This window comes from Paraburkholderia sp. GAS348, assembly GCF_050434205.1.
GTDB lineage: Bacteria > Pseudomonadota > Gammaproteobacteria > Burkholderiales > Burkholderiaceae > Paraburkholderia.
Map to the genome: position 1 here is coordinate 38,979 of NZ_JBNPVT010000013.1, position 15,719 is coordinate 54,697.

The 15,719-nt window shown below is 63.0% G+C and carries 13 protein-coding genes; 2 read left to right on the top strand and 11 right to left on the bottom strand.

Translation table 11 applies throughout. The annotated features are described in order from the left end of the window. Positions 1-4: 4 nt before the first annotated feature. From astD to P3T22_RS21270, 11 genes are all read right to left on the bottom strand, one after another. A complete protein-coding gene (gene astD / locus P3T22_RS21220) occupies positions 5-1,468 on the bottom strand; it encodes a succinylglutamate-semialdehyde dehydrogenase (protein WP_063497874.1) in 1,464 nt (487 codons plus the stop codon). Positions 1,469-1,476: 8 nt separating this feature from the next. After that, positions 1,477-2,508 carry an arginine N-succinyltransferase gene (astA, locus tag P3T22_RS21225; RefSeq protein WP_429326021.1) on the bottom strand — a complete coding sequence of 344 codons (1,032 nt, stop codon included), beginning with the start codon at positions 2,506-2,508 and terminating at the stop codon, positions 1,477-1,479. Then, positions 2,505-3,563: an arginine/ornithine succinyltransferase subunit alpha gene (gene aruF / locus P3T22_RS21230; RefSeq protein WP_429326022.1), complete on the bottom strand. Its 1,059-nt coding sequence runs from the start codon at positions 3,561-3,563 to the stop codon at positions 2,505-2,507. Before aruF ends, astA begins: the two co-directional genes overlap by 4 nt. 29 nt (positions 3,564-3,592) lie before the next feature. Beyond that, the gene (locus tag P3T22_RS21235) at positions 3,593-4,828 is read right to left on the bottom strand and encodes an aspartate aminotransferase family protein (RefSeq protein ID WP_429326023.1); all 1,236 of its coding nucleotides are present in this window, start codon (positions 4,826-4,828) and stop codon (positions 3,593-3,595) included. 202 nt (positions 4,829-5,030) lie between these two features. Next, a complete protein-coding gene (locus P3T22_RS21240) occupies positions 5,031-6,071 on the bottom strand; it encodes a GlxA family transcriptional regulator (protein WP_063495486.1) in 1,041 nt (346 codons plus the stop codon). Between the two features lie 28 nt (positions 6,072-6,099). Next, positions 6,100-6,891 (bottom strand): ABC transporter ATP-binding protein, encoded by a 792-nt coding sequence (locus P3T22_RS21245; protein ID WP_063495485.1) that lies wholly within the window; start codon positions 6,889-6,891, stop codon positions 6,100-6,102. A 79-nt stretch (positions 6,892-6,970) separates the two neighbouring features. After that, the gene (locus P3T22_RS21250; protein ID WP_429326024.1) at positions 6,971-7,684 is read right to left on the bottom strand and encodes an ABC transporter permease; all 714 of its coding nucleotides are present in this window, start codon (positions 7,682-7,684) and stop codon (positions 6,971-6,973) included. Positions 7,685-7,688: 4 nt separating this feature from the next. Beyond that, positions 7,689-8,378: an ABC transporter permease gene (locus P3T22_RS21255; RefSeq protein WP_063497873.1), complete on the bottom strand. Its 690-nt coding sequence runs from the start codon at positions 8,376-8,378 to the stop codon at positions 7,689-7,691. 347 nt (positions 8,379-8,725) lie between these two features. Next, the gene (locus P3T22_RS21260) at positions 8,726-9,679 is read right to left on the bottom strand and encodes a patatin-like phospholipase family protein (protein ID WP_063495483.1); all 954 of its coding nucleotides are present in this window, start codon (positions 9,677-9,679) and stop codon (positions 8,726-8,728) included. Between the two features lie 25 nt (positions 9,680-9,704). Then, positions 9,705-10,256, bottom strand: a complete 552-nt coding sequence (locus P3T22_RS21265) for a hypothetical protein (RefSeq protein WP_063495482.1) — start codon at positions 10,254-10,256, stop codon at positions 9,705-9,707. Between the two features lie 556 nt (positions 10,257-10,812). Next, on the bottom strand, positions 10,813-12,414 hold the full coding sequence (locus P3T22_RS21270) for a rhodanese-related sulfurtransferase (protein WP_429326025.1): 1,602 nt from the start codon (positions 12,412-12,414) through the stop codon (positions 10,813-10,815). 323 nt (positions 12,415-12,737) lie between these two features. On the opposite strand from P3T22_RS21270, the gene P3T22_RS21275 reads away from it, so the two are divergent. Continuing rightward, a complete protein-coding gene (locus tag P3T22_RS21275; RefSeq protein ID WP_429326085.1) occupies positions 12,738-13,733 on the top strand; it encodes an LLM class flavin-dependent oxidoreductase in 996 nt (331 codons plus the stop codon). A gap of 677 nt (positions 13,734-14,410) precedes the next feature. Continuing rightward, complete coding sequence (glgC, locus tag P3T22_RS21280) at positions 14,411-15,676, top strand: glucose-1-phosphate adenylyltransferase (RefSeq protein ID WP_063495479.1); 1,266 nt, start codon at positions 14,411-14,413, stop codon at positions 15,674-15,676. Positions 15,677-15,719 lie beyond the last annotated feature (43 nt).

The following is a 15,719-nucleotide window of genomic DNA, read 5'->3' on the forward strand; positions in this document are numbered from 1 at the left end:
ATCCTTAGAATTGAAGGCCCGGCGAGACGCTCGCGGGCATGTGCAGTTGCGCGCTTTCGACGGACGCCATCGGATACGCGCAGTAGTCGGCAGCGTAGTACGCGCTCGGCCGGTGATTGCCCGACCGCCCCGGGCCACCGAACGGCGCACCCGACGATGCACCGTTGGTCGGCCGGTTCCAGTTGACCACGCCCGCGCGAATGGTGCGCTGGAAATGCGTCCACAGTGCTTCGTCGTCGGCGAGCAGGCCGGCGGAGAGGCCGAACTCGGTGTCGTTGGCTTTGTCGAGCGCTTCGTCGAACGTGCTGTAGCGAATGATCTGCGCCAGCGGTCCGAAATGCTCTTCGTCCGGCAGGTTCTTCACGGCGGTCACGTCGAGAATCGCGGGCGTGACAAAGCCGAGTGCCGGATCGCGCTGTTCCATCGTCAGCAGTGCTTTTGCGCCGTCGGCAAGCAGACGCTCCTGCGCCGCGACCAGACGCGAAGCCGCCCGCGCGGAAACCACCGCGCCCATGAACGGCTGCGGATCAGCGTTGTATTCGCCGACGCTGATTCGCGAAGTCACTTCAGTCAGTCGTTCTACGAAGCGATCACCGAAGGCGTCGTTCGGTACGAAAATACGGCGCGCGCAGGTGCAACGCTGCCCTGCCGACAAAAACGCCGATTGAATCGTGTGGTGGACCGCGGCGTCGAGATCCGCCACGGGTCCGATCACGAGCGGATTGTTGCCGCCCATCTCCAACGCCAGCACGATCTCCGGACGGCCGCCGAATTGCTTGTGCAGCAATGTTCCGGTATCCGAACTACCCGTGAAGAACAAGCCATCGATCTGCCGATGGTTGGCAAGCGCAATGCCCGTCTCTTTCTCGCCTTGCACGAGGTTCAGCACGCCAGCGGGCAAGCCCGCATCGCGCCAGATCTGCACGGTGACAGCCGCCACGCCCGGCGCGAGTTCGGACGGCTTGAACACCACCGCATTACCCGCGATCAGCGCCGGCACGATATGCCCGTTCGGCAAGTGGCCAGGGAAGTTATACGGCCCGAACACCGCGACCACGCCATGCGGACGATGCCGAAGCACGGCAGTGCCGTCGGCCATCGGCGAACGTTTTTCACCGGTGCGCTCGTTATAGGCCTGAATCGAAATCTCGACCTTCGCCGCCATCGAAGCCGCTTCAGTGCGCGCTTCCCACAGCGGTTTGCCGGTCTCCCGGCCGATCGCTTCGGCAAGCGCTTCCTTGCGTTCCGTCACGAGTGCAGCGAAGCGGCGCACCACGCCGCACCGCTCGTCGAGACTCAGCGCCGACCATGCCGCGAACGCACGGCGTGCGCTGCGCACCGCCCGATCGACGTCGTCCGCCGAGGCGCTGTTGCCTTCCCACACCGTCGCGCCCGTACCCGGGTTGTGCGACGCGAATGCGGGTCCTGTGCCGGCGGCCCATTCGCCGTCGATGAAAAGCTCGCTCATGATCATCCTTATTTGTGTTTCAGCGGCAGCACCCGCACCGGGTCGCCTGTCTTGACGTCGAGTGCCGCGGCCTCGGCGGCGCTCATGCGGAACACGCCGTCTTGCGGCACGCCGGCAGCCGCGCCCACGCGAAAATCGCCGAGCGACGTATTCGATACCAGCGAACGCGGTGCATCCTGCGGCGCGCCCGCCGGCACATTGGCAATCTCGACCGGCACCACCACGCTTTCGCGCACGGTGCGCAAGTCGGCGATATGGCATTCGAGCACCGGGCCCGCATCGAAGATATCGACGTGATTCTCGTAGCGCAGCCCTTCCGATTCGAGCATGCGGCGCGCCGGAATCGTGTCGCTATGCGTGAGGCCGACGCATTCTTGCGCTTCTTCCGGCAGCAGTTCGACATACACCGGATAACGCGGCATCAATTCAGCAAGAAACGCCTTGCGGCCGTGCGAACTCAGGTAGTCCGCCGCGTTGAAATCGATCTGGTAGAAATGCGAGCCGACCGCGCGCCAGAACGGCGAGGTGCCTTCCGCATCGAAATGGCCGCGCAATTCCGCACACAAGCGCTGCGGAAAGCGCTCGCGGAACTGTGCAAGAAACATGAAGCGCGAACGCGACAGCAAGCCGCCGACGCCGCTCGTGCGGTAACGCGGGCTCAGGAACAGCGAACACACTTCGGCGTAACCCGTCAGGTCATGCGAAATGTTCAGCGCGCGCATGCGCGTCCAGATGCCGAGATCCTGGCTCGCGTGCACGACGGTGCTCACGCGGTAGTTGTAGAACGGCTGCTGCAGACCGACTGAGGTTTCGATGCCGCATACCCCGGCCACGTCGCCGGTGTCGGTGTCTTCCATCACGAAGAAGTAACCGGCTTCGTGCGGCTCGGCCTTGTCTTCCATCGTGCGGCGCGCACGTTCAACGCGCGCCGCGAGTGCATCGCGATCCGGCTTGAAGGTGGTGAGGCCGGGACCGGTCTCCTGCGCAAGCCGCATGAGCGCGTCCACATCGCCTCGTTGCACAACGCGAACGACGATCATTGTGCGTCTCCCGAAGATTCTTCCTGATGCGGCTGGTGCAGCGGCACGCAGCGTACCGCGTCGCCCTCCTGCACGCCGAGTGCGGCGCGCGCCGCATGCGACAACGACGCGCCGCTTGCTTTACCGTCCGACAATGGTCCAAGCACGCAGCGGAACTCACCGTCCGCACCGTTATGCGCGATCAGATACGTCGAGCCGCCGGCCGGCGCGCCGGCTTCGCGCACCACCCGTGTTTCATTGCGCGTCACGCAGGCGCTGCGATCGACCTGCGCGGTCAACACCGGACCCGCGTCGAAAATATCGATGAAGCGATCCGTCTCGAAGCCTTCTTCGAGGTGGATCTCATACGCGAGCAGCGCCTTCGAATCCGGCTCGCCGAGCACGCGCTGTGCCGCTTCCGGCAGCAAGGGCACATAGATCGGATAGGTCGGCATCACTTCGGCGATAAAGGTACGGCTGCGGCCGCCCGATTCGATTTCGATGTCGGCGAAATTGCGGCCGAAGAACTTGCGCCCCACCGCTTCCCAGAACGGCGACACGCCTGAGTCGTCGGTCACGCCGAGCAACAGCGAGAACACTTCCGGCGTGAAACGCTTGCGATTGGCGGCGATATACATCATTCGCGCCCGCGACATCAGATGCGCGGCCGCGTCGCCACGCAGCGACGGGTCGATGTAAAAACCCGCCAGCCGGCTCTTGCCCGTCAATTCGTGCGACATGGTCAGCGCGTGAATCTTGCGGTTCACGTGCAACTCGCGCGACGCATGAATCAGCGCGTCGTTGCGAAACGCGTAGAACGGGTCCGAATAACCGGCCGCGGCGACAATGCTCGCCGTGCCCATCAGCTTGCCGCTCTCCGCGTCCTCGAGCACGAACAGATAGAACTCCTCGCCCGGAAAATCGACCTCCGCGCGAAATGAGTCTTCCGACAACGCGACGCGCGCTTCGAGCGCACCGCGGTCGTGCGGCAGCGAATGCAGCACCGGTTGCGCGGTGCGCGCCATATGTTCGAGCGCATCGAGATCCGCGAGGCGGCTGGGGCGTACGAAGAGCATCGTCGTTCCTGATTGAATGTGACGCCTGATTAACGAGCCGGGGCTTCAGCGGTTGCGCCGACCACTTCGTCGATCGCCTTCGCCAGACGCGCGAAGCCTTCATACATGTCGTCGAGCGGAATGATCAGCGACGGTACAAAGCGCAACACGTCCGGACCTGCCATCAGCATGATCACGCCGTGCTTGCCGGCCGCGGTGACGAAGTCCTTCGCACGGCCCTTGAACGCGTCGGTCAATTCCGCACCGATCAAAAGACCCTTGCCGCGCACTTCCTCGAAGATGCCAAAGCGTTCGTTGAGCTTGGCAAGTTGCCCCCTCAGCGCCTCGCTGCGCGAGTGCACGCCTTCCAGCAGCCGCGGATCGCTGACCAGTTCGACCACCCTCTCCGCGATCGCCGAGCCCAGCGGATTGCCGCCGTAGGTCGTGCCATGCACGCCGACCTTGAAGTGCGCAGCCAGTTCCTTGGTGGTCAGCATCGCGCCGATCGGGAAGCCGTTGCCGAGCGCCTTCGCGGTGGTCAGGATGTCCGGCGTCACGCCGGTTTCCTGATACGCGTAGAAGTAACCGCTGCGGCCCACACCCGTTTGCACCTCGTCGAAAATCAGCAGTGCGCCGTGCTGATCGCAGGCTTCGCGCAGCGCCCTCAGAAACGCCGGATCGGCCGGGATCACGCCGCCCTCGCCCTGGATCGGCTCGACGATCACCGCACAGGTTTGCGCGCCGATGGCCTGCTTCGCCGCTTCGATATCGTTGTACGGCAAGTGGGTGATGCCGGCCGGCACCGGGCCGAAACCTTCCGAATACTTCGGCTGGCCGCCAACGCTCACGGTGAAGAACGTGCGGCCATGGAACGACTGCGTAAACGAAATGATTTCAACCTTGTCGGCGCCATGGCGTTCGAACGCGACGCGGCGCGCCAGCTTCAAGGCCGCTTCGTTCGCTTCCGCGCCCGAGTTGGCGAAGAACGCGCGGTCCGCGAAGGTCAGGTCTTCGAGACGTTTGGCGAGACGCAGCACCGGTTCATTGGTGTAGCCGTTACCGATGTGCCACAGCTTGCCGCCCTGGTCGTGCAGGACTTTCAGCAGTTCAGGATGCGCATGACCGAGCGCGGTGACGGCAATACCGCCGGCGAAGTCGATATAGTCACGGCCTTCCGTATCCCAGACGCGTGAGCCAAGACCGCGGTCCGGCACGAAGGCGGCGGGGGAAAACACCGGCACCATCACTTCGTCGAAAGTCTGGCGTGTCACAGTCAGGTCGTTCATGGCAAATCCTCGTTACAGGTGAGAGGTAATACACGTAGTGTAGGAAACCGCACGCGATACGTCTTGCGCATACGCGACGCTTTCTATGAGCTTCCGGGCGCCCAGGTCGCGCGCGGGTCCCGAATAGCGTGCTTCCCGGCCGTTTATTGCGCCTGTTCGGCTGCTCTTTCCGCCGCTTGTTCAGCTTGCTTGTCCGGCCTGCCTATTCCACCTGATCGGGCCGTTCGATCAGTGCGGCCGGGCGCGGCTCACTGGCCGCTGCGCCAGTCTGCTTGTCGATCCAGTTACGACGATCCTCGCGTGGTGTGACACCAAAGCGTTCGCGGTAAGCATTCGAAAAGTGCGCCGCCGACGAAAACCCGCAAGCAAGGCTGATCTGCACCACCGATTTGCTGGTGCGCTGCAATTGGGTGCGCGCTTTCGAAAGCCGCAGGCCAAGATAGTATTTGGACGGCATCGAGCCGAGATACTGGCGAAACAGCCGCTCCAGCTGACGCCGCGAGACACCGACGAGACCCGCGATTTCATCGGTGGTCAGCGGGTCTTCGATATTTGCTTCCATCAGCATCAGCGCATCGTTCAGGCGCGGATGGCGCTCGCCTGGCGCGGTTACGAACGGAATGCGCTGCCGCTCTTCACCCGCGCGCAACACGCCGACGCCCAGCGTATCGGCGATCCGGTCCGCCAACTCCGGCCCGTGATCGCGGCCGATCATGGCGAGCATGAAGTCGACCGTTGCCTGACCGCCCGCGCAGGTGGCGCGATCACGGTCGATTTCGAAGATCTGTTGGGTGACAATCGAGCGCTCGAACTGCTCGGAGAACTGCTGGTAGGTTTCCCAGTTGACGCTCACGCGATAGCCGGACAATTGCCCCGCCATCGCCAGCCACCAAACGCCGTGATGAATACCGGTGACGAGCGGCGTGCGCTGCCCGACGCGCGAAAGACTCGCGAGAAAGAGGCGATAGTCGGCGAATTGCTGGAACCGTTCGCTGACGATGATCAGCCAGTCGCACGAAATCGCATCGCCGAAGGCGGCATCGGCCGGCCATTGCGCGCCGCCCGACAAGGGCACCGCGCGGCCATCCCACGAACACACCTGCACGCGGTACAGCGCGCGGCCGTCGATTTCATTGGCGAGATTGAGCGCGTCGACAATCGGCCCGACGCCCGACATCGACACCGGCGGCAAGGCGACGATGGCGACCTGCGTGGTGCGAGCCGGGTTGGACGTGCGAGCCATCGCTTAAGAGGACGACGCGAGCCGCGCGTTACTTCAGGCTGCCGGACAGGAACTGCTTGAGCCGTTCGCTGCGCGGCGTGGTGAGCACGTCAGCGGGCAAGCCCTCTTCTTCGGTGCGGCCCTGGTGCAGGAACATCACATGGTTCGACACATTGCGCGCGAAACCCATTTCATGCGTGACGACGATCATCGTGCGGCCTTCTTCGGCGAGCTTCTGCATCACCTTCAGCACTTCGCCGACCAGTTCGGGATCGAGCGCGGAGGTGGGCTCGTCGAACAGCATCACGTCCGGGTTCATCGCCAGCGCACGCGCAATGGCCACGCGCTGCTGCTGACCGCCCGACAGATGCGACGGATACTGTTTTTCCAGACGCGGCGCGAGACCCACCTTCTCGAGATATTCGCGCGCCCGTTCTTCGGCTTCGCGACGCGACAAGCCGAGCACATGAATCGGTGCTTCGACGATGTTCTCGATCACATTCATGTGCGCCCACAAGTTGAAGTGCTGAAACACCATCGCGAGCTTCGTGCGGATGCGTTGCAATTGCTTGTGATCGGCCACTTCCAGATTGCCGGCGCGGTCGGCTTTGGTCTTGACCTTTTCGCCGTCGACGACGATTTGCCCGGCGTTCGGCCGCTCGAGAAAATTGATGCAGCGCAGGAAGGTGCTCTTGCCCGATCCGCTCGCGCCGATGATGCTGATCACGTCACCCTTATTCGCGTTGAGCGACACGCCCTTGAGCACTTCGTTGTCGCCGTAGCGCTTGTGAATGTCCTGAACGGCGAGCTTGCAAGCTTCGGTTTGAGTCGTGTGGAGCAAGATGCTCTCCCTTTGAAAATACGGATCAATCTACGTGACGGCACGGGCGAGCCGCGCCGCTCAATCGAAACATGCCTGCTCAGTGCGTGCGCACCGTCAGGTAACCCAGCCAGTGACGCTCGGCGCGGCGGAACAAGGCCACCAGCGCGAACGACACCACGAGGTAAATCAACGCCGCGAGGCCGAACGCATCGAACGACTGATACGTGGCCGAATTCGCATCGCGCGCCACCTTCAGAATGTCCGGCACCGTGGCCGTAAACGCGACCGTGGTGGCGTGCAGCATCAGGATCACTTCGTTACTGTACAACGGGAGCGCCCGGCGCAGCGCGGACGGTATCACAATGCGGCGGTACATCGTGAACCAGCTCATGCCGTAAGCACGGGCCGCTTCCACTTCGCCGTGCGAAGTGGAACGGATCGCCCCGGCGAAAATCTCGGTGGTGTATGCGCAGGTGTTCAGGGCGAAGGCGAGAATCGCGCAATGAAAGCCGCTGCGGAAAAACGCGTCGAGCAACTGATGCGAGCGCACGAATTCGAGGCTGTACATGCCGGTGTAGATCAGCAGCAGTTGCACATACAACGGCGTGCCGCGAAACACGTAAGTGTAGAGACGCACCGGCGTCGACAGCCAGCGCTTCTTCGACACGCGCGCCACCGCGAGCGGAATCGCCATGAAAAAGCCGATCCCGATCGACGCTACCAGCAGCCACAGCGTGACGGCCAGACCCGACATGCGCTGACCGTCCCAGTACAGAAACGCGCGCCAGAATTGATTGAGAATGTCGACCATGGTCTTAGAGCTCCGCGTGGCGCACGCCGATCGAATAGCGCTTTTCCAGCCAGATCAGCACGAGGTTCGACGCAGTGGTGATCGCCAGATAGATCAGCGCGGCGACCAGAATGAAGAAGAACATGTTGAAGGTGCTCTTGCCGGCGTCCTGGGCGGCTTTGACGACGTCGGCGAGACCGATGATCGACACCAGCGCCGTGGCCTTGACCAGCACCTGCCAGTTGTTGCCGATGCCCGGCAGCGCGAAGCGCATCATCTGCGGAAACAGAATGCGGGTGAACACCCGCGCGCCGCTCATGCCGTACGCACTGCCCGCCTCGAGCTGGCCGCGCGGCACCGCGAGGAATGCGCCGCGGAAGGTTTCGGTGAAGTACGCGCCGTAGATGAAGCCGAGTGTCAGCACGCCGGCCACGAACGGATCGATATCGAACTGCGGCAGATTGAGTGCGTCGGTGAGATTGTTGACCGCGATCTGGATGCTGTAGAACAACAGCAGCATCAGCACGAGGTCGGGCACCGAGCGGATCAACGTCGTATAGCCGGTTGCGATTGCCCTGAGCGGGCGGTTGAAGGAGAGTTTCGCCGCCGCGCCCGCGAGGCCGAGCAGCACGGAGGCTGCCAGCGACAGGACGGACAGCTCGATCGTCTGGATCGTGCCGGCCAGCAACACCGGACCAAAGCCGTAAAGGAACACGCGTGTCTCCATCCAGGTTTCATTGAGGATGTCATGGATGGGGTCGGGTTATGCCTGCCCGACTCATCCGGCATGGCGCGGAGTCTCGCAAGCGGAAATTAATTTCTCAAAGGAGCGGCGAGGGTGTGCTGCGGTGCAGCAATGGGCCGTTTGCCGCGGCTGGGCGCTTGCAGGGCTTGGTCTTGTGGGGGATATCGTTTTGTAAGGTGGAGAGCACGCTATGAGCGCTGCCGCGATTTAGCAAGTTTTGAGTCGCTTTTTTGATAGCCTGCGGTGGTGGTTGTTTGGCTGTTTGCCTACGGCGTGGAGTTTTGCCTGGATGGTTTGCCGCGAAGGCAAACAAAACTTCATTCAATCCCCAACCGAGCCCGAATCGCGGGCAACATATGCTCCACCGCCGCACGCCCTTCTTCAATAGCCGGCCCGGCACGGTGAAAATCAAAAATCCCCATCCCGCCCAGCCGCGGCTGAATCAGAATATCCGCCGGTTCGCCAGCAAGGCGGCTCCGTGTAATCCGCACCTGCATGATGTCAATACTCTGCGCGATCGAACTCAGCATTGACGGCACGCGCGCACTCGGCGCCGGCGGCACGCGCACATCGTCGGAAGCGCTCCCTTCGGCAGGGGCAAGCCAGCGTGGCCAAGGCTTGCCGTTACGGCGCAGTGAAACCGGCGGCGGTGCAGCCGGATCGAGCGCGGGCGTTTCGACCACCGCGCCGCCGAAATCGCGGCCATTCAGAATATCGTTGTTCAGATCGACAGCGATCACGCAGTCCGCCCGCATGCCGCGCGCCACCGAAACCGGCACCGGATTGCTCAAGCCGCCGTCCACCAGCCACACGCCGTTGTAAAACACCGGCGTGAAAATCCCCGGAATCGCAATCGAGGCGCGCACCGCGTCAACCACGCTGCCGTCCTGCAACCAGCTCTCGCGCCCCGAATCGAGTTCGGTGGCCACCGCCGCGAACGGCAGGTTCAACTGGGCGATCGAGCGGCCATTGAATTTGTCCGCGAATATCTGGATCACCTTGCGCCCGCCAAGCAATCCGCCCGACAGCCGCAGATCGAGCAGCCGCACCACCGTCTGCCAGGTGAGCCGCGAGACCCACTCCTCCAGCCAGTCGAGGTCGCCGTTCGCGTAGACCGCACCCACCAGCGCGCCGATCGACGTGCCGCACACCACGTCCGGCTTGATGCCCGCATCCTGTAACGCGCGAATCGCTCCGATATGCGCCCAGCCTCGTGCTGCTCCGCCCCCCAGCACCAGCCCGATACGGCTGTATCGACGTCGATGTATCATCTGTTCCCTGCCTTTTATCGCCTATCTATCGCCCACGTATCACGTCCGAGCGCGATGTCGTGTACACCTTCTGATATTGATCGAAGTGCACGTTGAAAATGCCTTCTTCGGTCACGCCGCCCTCGCGCCACTTCCAGCTCCATACGGTTTCCGGCTTGAGCGGAAACACGGCGATCTGGCCAGGCTTGCCGAGCAGGCGGCGCACTTCGTCCTCAGTCATGCCGAGGCGAATCTTCCCGAAGTTGTCGGCGGTCAGCACCTGCGTGATAGCTTGCAATTTGCCGTCACGGTCGATGTCGACCATGTACGTGTTCAGTCCTTGCGGGCCACGCGGATATTCAAAGCGCTTCGAGCCGTCGGTAAAGGTGCGCTCGGTCTCCGGCTTGCCCATCTGGTCGCGGATCTGCGCCTCGGTCGTGATGCCCGGCGTCATATTCCTGAGTAATAGCGCATCCGGCTTGACGGCGTTGAAGAATTCCTTGAGTTTTTGCACGGCACGGTCGCTCTGTTGATCGTCGCAACCGGTCAGTGCAACGCACGCGGCCAGCATCGCGACGGTAAGCAATTTGAGGCTCACAGCGAGTTTCCTGTACAGATGCGACGCGGCAATTCGCCCGCATCCCGTTGTGTAGGGGGTACTACAGGATAACCGCGCATGGAAAAAACCGCGAGCGAGAGCGGCAACGGGGTCATAAGCCGTCGTGCGACGTGGCTTGGCGACAGGGGGGGCGAAACCTGAGAAAACCGTGGCCACAAGCAAAAAGGCGACGCTGTGCAAAGCGTCGCCAAGTCGGTCGATACGGCCAGAACCGGCAAATAACCAGCGGCCAGACAGCCGCCAGAAACAAAGCACCGCGGACGACGCGCAGCGATCCGGTCCCGGGCGAAGCGGTGAGAGACCTTGGCCTCTGACCTTGCGCCATCGCCGGAATGGCGGACCGCTGCTTGTGTGGCCGCCCTGGTCCCCCGATAAGCCTTTCAGGTGCAGCCAATCTAAACGGATTGGCGGATTTAGACGAGAGCGCGTTTACACCGAATCGTCAGATGATTTTCGGTTCGCGGCGCTGGCGCTGTTCTCCTTCGGCGCGGACAAAACGCAGCAAAACCCGTGCGGTCGTAGTGAGCCGCGTGACTCAGATCACCCGAAAACCGTGCGTACCATCGCGTCCAAGTTGAGCAATGAGCCCGTACTCCCATTCCAGATACGCGTTCATCGCTTCTCGCGCATTCTCGGTTCCCTCATACGGACGACGATAACGATCGATGCGCGGCGATGCCAGACGCGTCTCACCACTTTCCACGACCAGGCCCGTGTCAATCCACGCGCTCGTGCCGCCGCTTAGCACCTGCACCGGCTTGCCCGTCAACGCCGCCAGCTCAGACGCGGCGAAGCGTGCAAGAAGACTGCTGCCACAGGTCGCCACATAACGTTGCGCATCCGGCAGCTTGCGCAGCGCTTCATCGAGTTGCCCACGAATCACGAACCACGCGCCCGGAATATGGCGCTTCACATAGTTCGCGCTGGTCGTGAAATCCAGCACGACGGTGCCGGGCGATTGCAGGAGAGCAACCAGGCCGGCCGGCGTGATCTCATCGACAGCGGGCGGCGTGGGTGCAAAGCGTGCGGCGGGCGCTGGGCCTTTTTCGCTGAAGTCCGCATTGCCCAAGCCGTCCACTACGTACACCTCGACGTTCATCTGCGCGAGCCACGACGCGGTCATGTTCGCGCGCACGCCGTCGTTGTCGGCGAGGATTACGCGCGCGCCGCGCACCGGCGCGAACATGTCGGTCTCCTGCACGAGTTGACCGCCGGGTGCGTTGCGAAAACCGGGTACGTGCCCCGCTTCGTATTCTTCCGGCGTGCGCACGTCGAAGCGATAGACGGTGCGTACCGCTTCGCCGGCCCAACGGCGCGCTTCGTCGCGCGACGTGCGGCCCACCTTGGCACGATCCGCCACCCCACGCGCGGAATCGGCGGCGGCGAGACGAAGTGTGTCGTCGACAATCGGATCGAAGCGGCGCGAACTGCCGTGCGCGAGCGCCTGACCGGCAAGCGTCCAGCCGATGGTGCCGTTGCGCAGCGCCGCAACCGGATTTGGCAGGCCCGCATTGATCAGCGACTGCGCGCCGATGATGCTGCGCGTACGGCCCGCGCAATTGACGATGATGCGCGTCGACGGGTTCGGCGCAAGCTGCCGTGCGCGCAGCACCAGCTCCGCGCCCGGCACGCTGACGCTGCCGGGAATATTCATGGTCTGGTATTCATCGAAGCGGCGTGCGTCGAGCACCACCACATCGGCATCATGATCGAGCAGCGCCAGCACCTGCGGCGCTCCGAGTGACGGCGTATGGCACTCGCTTTCGACCAGTTCGCCGAATGCCTTGCTCGGTACGTTGACGTCCTGGAACAGCTCACCGCCCGCTTCGCGCCAGCCTTGCAAGCCACCGTCGAGCAGCGCGACATTGGTATAACCCAACTCGCTCAGACGGCGCGCGGCGCGTTCGGCAAGCCCTTCGCCGTCGTCGAACACGACGACCGGCACGTCGCGGCGCGGCAAGCGGACAGGCGCGTCCAGTTCGAGCCGCGACAACGACAGATTCGCAGCGAACAGCGGATGACTGCGCGCGTGCGGATCCTCCTCGCGCACATCGACGAACGCGATTTCCTCGCGCTCGAGCAGTGCGCGGCGCACGTCTTTGAATGATCTGATACGGAATTCTTTAGCGAAACTCATGAGATCAAGGACTCCCTCGAAACATTCCAGATACTCGGCAACACGTCGTTCGAGTAACCGGAGATAAAGGTTTTGCGGCCTCTGCCGGCGAGATAGACGGAACGCGTCACCGCGCCAATATGTCCACCGTACACGTGAATGCTGATCGACGCACGATCACCGCCGCAAAGAAAAGCAGGTGCCCGCTCCGCATAGGGGCGACGCCAATAAACCAAACCCCCTTCCACGAACGTGGACATCCCCAGCCCATCAGCAGAAAACCAAAACCTTTGCCACAATGCCCCATCGCGCGAAAGCGCCCGAAACAGCAAATGAACAGAAAGATGATCCCCTTCTCGGTCCTCGACCTATCACCGGTCACCGCAGGCGCCACCCCCGCGGACGCGTTCAAAAACACACTAGACCTCGCCCAGCACGCGGAAAACTGGCACTACCGCCGCTTCTGGCTAGCAGAACACCACAACATGAGCGGCATCGCCAGCGCGGCCACCGCAGTAGTGATCGGCCACGTCGCCGGGGGGACAAAGACAATCCGCGTCGGCTCCGGCGGCGTCATGCTGCCAAACCACGCACCGCTCGTCATCGCGGAACAGTTCGGCACCCTCGCTTCGCTCTACCCGAACCGCATCGACCTGGGCCTCGGCCGTGCCCCCGGCACGGATCAAAGCACCGCCCGCGCGCTGCGCCGCGATCTGCAAAATAGTGCGGAGTCTTTCCCCGACGACGTCGTCGAGTTGCAACGCTATTTCGCCGACCCCGTGCCGGGCCAGCGCATTCGCGCGGTCCCCGGCGCAGGTCTGTATGTGCCGCTGTGGCTGCTCGGCTCGTCGCTGTACAGCGCCCAGCTGGCCGCGGCACTCGGTCTGCCGTTCGCGTTCGCGTCGCACTTCGCGCCCGACCACATGTTCACCGCGCTGAAGGTCTATCGCGAACAATTCCGTCCGTCGGCAGCGCTCGATAAGCCGTATGCCATGGTCGGCGTCAATCTGTTCGCCGCCGATAGCAACGACGAAGCGCGGCGTCTGTTCACTTCGCTGCAACAGCAGTTCATCAACCTGCGGCGCGGCACGCCCGGTCAACTGCAGCCGCCAGTCGAGCGGCTCGAGGCGTCGGAGATGGAGTTGAACGGCGTCGCGCATTCGCTCGCCTGCTCCGTGATCGGCGATCGCGATGCGGTACAGGAAGGGCTGCTGTCTGTCATCGATCAGACCGGCGCGGATGAATTGATGCTGACCGCGCAGATCTACGATCACAAAGCGCGGCTGCGCTCGTTCGAGATCGCCGCGCAAGTGCGCGAAGCGTTGAGCGCCGGCAGGTAATAACGCCAACAAATAGCAAAAAGGGCGGCCTGTCTCAGCACAGGCCGCCCTTCTTTTTTGTCGATCATCGACTGGCTAGCCTGAGTACACAAACGTCAGGTTGCCCACCGGCAATGCTCACGGCGCCCCGTCAGACCGTGCCGCGTGAAGCGTGCAGGCCGCGCGCCGGCAAGCCAACGTCCGAACCCCGTTCAGCGCGGACCATTCTGCGACGCGCCGCCGGACTTTGCCGCCGCACGCGCAAACTGACAGACAGCGGCATCGGCTGGTGTGGCACGCGTATTGCAGCGGCTCACCTCACGCTCTATGTGCCGTGGCGCACGGATGCATCCGGCGCAAGGGTTGATCGTTCGCAAGTCGGCCGCACAAGCGGCATCCGCACAATTCACACTATTCGCCCGTGGCAAATCAGTGCTAGAAGTAGAAGACGGGCCCGCGAAGACGGCGCCGCCCTGCCGCACGAATCAATAACGCAGAGCGAGAGAACAAGACCATCCGGGGCACACTAATCAGCAACTAGCTTGCATGGGACCGGGGTAAGTGCTTTGCATGGGACCAGAGTAAGTGCTTTGCATGGGGCCTGAGTAAGCGCTAAAGCGCTAACTCAGGCCGACAGCTAAAGCGCCAACTCTGGCCGACAGCTAAAGCGCTAACTCCGGTCGACAAAGGAGACAGACATGGAAACTCCGGCACGGCTGAACGATCTGCAACGCACCACCCTCGCCATCGTCCTTGCGGGCGGACGGGGCACGCGGCTCGGGCCGCTCACCAACAAACGCGTCAAACCCGCGGTGCACTTCGGCGGCAAGTACCGGATCATCGACTTCGCGCTCTCCAATTGCCTGAACTCCGGCATCCGCCGCATCGCGGTCGTCACCCAATACAAGGCACACTCGCTGTTGCGCCACCTGCAGCGTGGCTGGGGCTTCCTGCGCGGCGAATTCGGCGAATTCATCGATCTGTGGCCGGCGCAGCAGCGTGTGGAAGGCGCCCACTGGTACCGCGGCACAGCAGACGCCGTGTTCCAGAATCTCGACATCATCCGCTCGATCCGGCCGAAATACGTGGTTGTGCTGGCGGGCGACCATATCTACAAGATGGACTACACGCGCATGATCGCGGATCACGCGGAAAGCGGCGCGGATTGCACGGTCGGCTGTATCGAGGTGCCGCGCATGGACGCCGTGGCCTTCGGCGTGATGGCCGTCGATGAAAACCGCCGCGTGACCGGCTTCGTCGAGAAACCCGCCGATCCGCCCGCGATGCCGGGCCGGCCGGATTCGGCGCTCGCCAGCATGGGCATCTACGTATTCAGTGTCGATTACCTGTATTCGCTGCTCGAAGAGAACATCTCGAGCGTCGACACCGATCACGACTTCGGCAAGGACATCCTGCCGCGAGTCGTCACGCAAGGCACGGCGATCGCACATCCGTTCAGCATGTCGTGCGTGTCGTCGGACCCGACCGTTGAGCCGTACTGGCGCGACGTCGGCACGATCGACGCCTACTGGGCAGCCAACCTGGACCTCGCCTCCACCATTCCGACGCTCGACCTGTACGACCGCAACTGGCCGATCTGGACATATCAGGAGCAATTGCCGCCCGCCAAGTTCGTGCGCGACCTGAAGGGCCTGCAAGGCACCGGCAACAATCTGATCGTGTGCGGCGGCTGTGTGATCTCCGGTTCGCAGATTTCGCGCTCGGTGTTGTCGTCGAACGTCAAAGTGAGTTCGTTCTGTAATATCAATGAGGCAGTCTTGTTGCCGCAGGTCACCGTCGGCGCGAGCTGCCGGCTGCAGAAAGTGGTGATAGATCGCGGCTGCACCATTCCGGATGGCACGGTGATCGGCGAAGATCCCGTGGCCGACGCCGAACGCTTCTATCGTACCGACGACGGCGTCGTGCTGGTCACGCCCGAGGCGCTGCGGCAAAAAGGGAATTGATCCTCGCCGGGACGGCAAAACGAACGGGCTGGCGGAGCCAGCC

What these genes read in the sequence shown, in the direction of transcription:
- P3T22_RS21235 (WP_429326023.1), bottom strand. Translation starts at nt 4,828, where the DNA reads ATGAACGACCTGACTGTGACACGCCAGACTTTCGACGAAGTGATGGTG.
- astD (WP_063497874.1), bottom strand. Translation starts at nt 1,468, where the DNA reads ATGAGCGAGCTTTTCATCGACGGCGAATGGGCCGCCGGCACAGGACCC.
- glgC (WP_063495479.1), top strand. Translation starts at nt 14,411, where the DNA reads ATGGAAACTCCGGCACGGCTGAACGATCTGCAACGCACCACCCTCGCC.
- astA (WP_429326021.1), bottom strand. Translation starts at nt 2,508, where the DNA reads ATGATCGTCGTTCGCGTTGTGCAACGAGGCGATGTGGACGCGCTCATG.
- P3T22_RS21275 (WP_429326085.1), top strand. Translation starts at nt 12,738, where the DNA reads ATGATCCCCTTCTCGGTCCTCGACCTATCACCGGTCACCGCAGGCGCC.
- P3T22_RS21270 (WP_429326025.1), bottom strand. Translation starts at nt 12,414, where the DNA reads ATGAGTTTCGCTAAAGAATTCCGTATCAGATCATTCAAAGACGTGCGC.
- P3T22_RS21240 (WP_063495486.1), bottom strand. Translation starts at nt 6,071, where the DNA reads ATGGCTCGCACGTCCAACCCGGCTCGCACCACGCAGGTCGCCATCGTC.
- P3T22_RS21260 (WP_063495483.1), bottom strand. Translation starts at nt 9,679, where the DNA reads ATGATACATCGACGTCGATACAGCCGTATCGGGCTGGTGCTGGGGGGC.
- P3T22_RS21250 (WP_429326024.1), bottom strand. Translation starts at nt 7,684, where the DNA reads ATGGTCGACATTCTCAATCAATTCTGGCGCGCGTTTCTGTACTGGGAC.
- aruF (WP_429326022.1), bottom strand. Translation starts at nt 3,563, where the DNA reads ATGCTCTTCGTACGCCCCAGCCGCCTCGCGGATCTCGATGCGCTCGAA.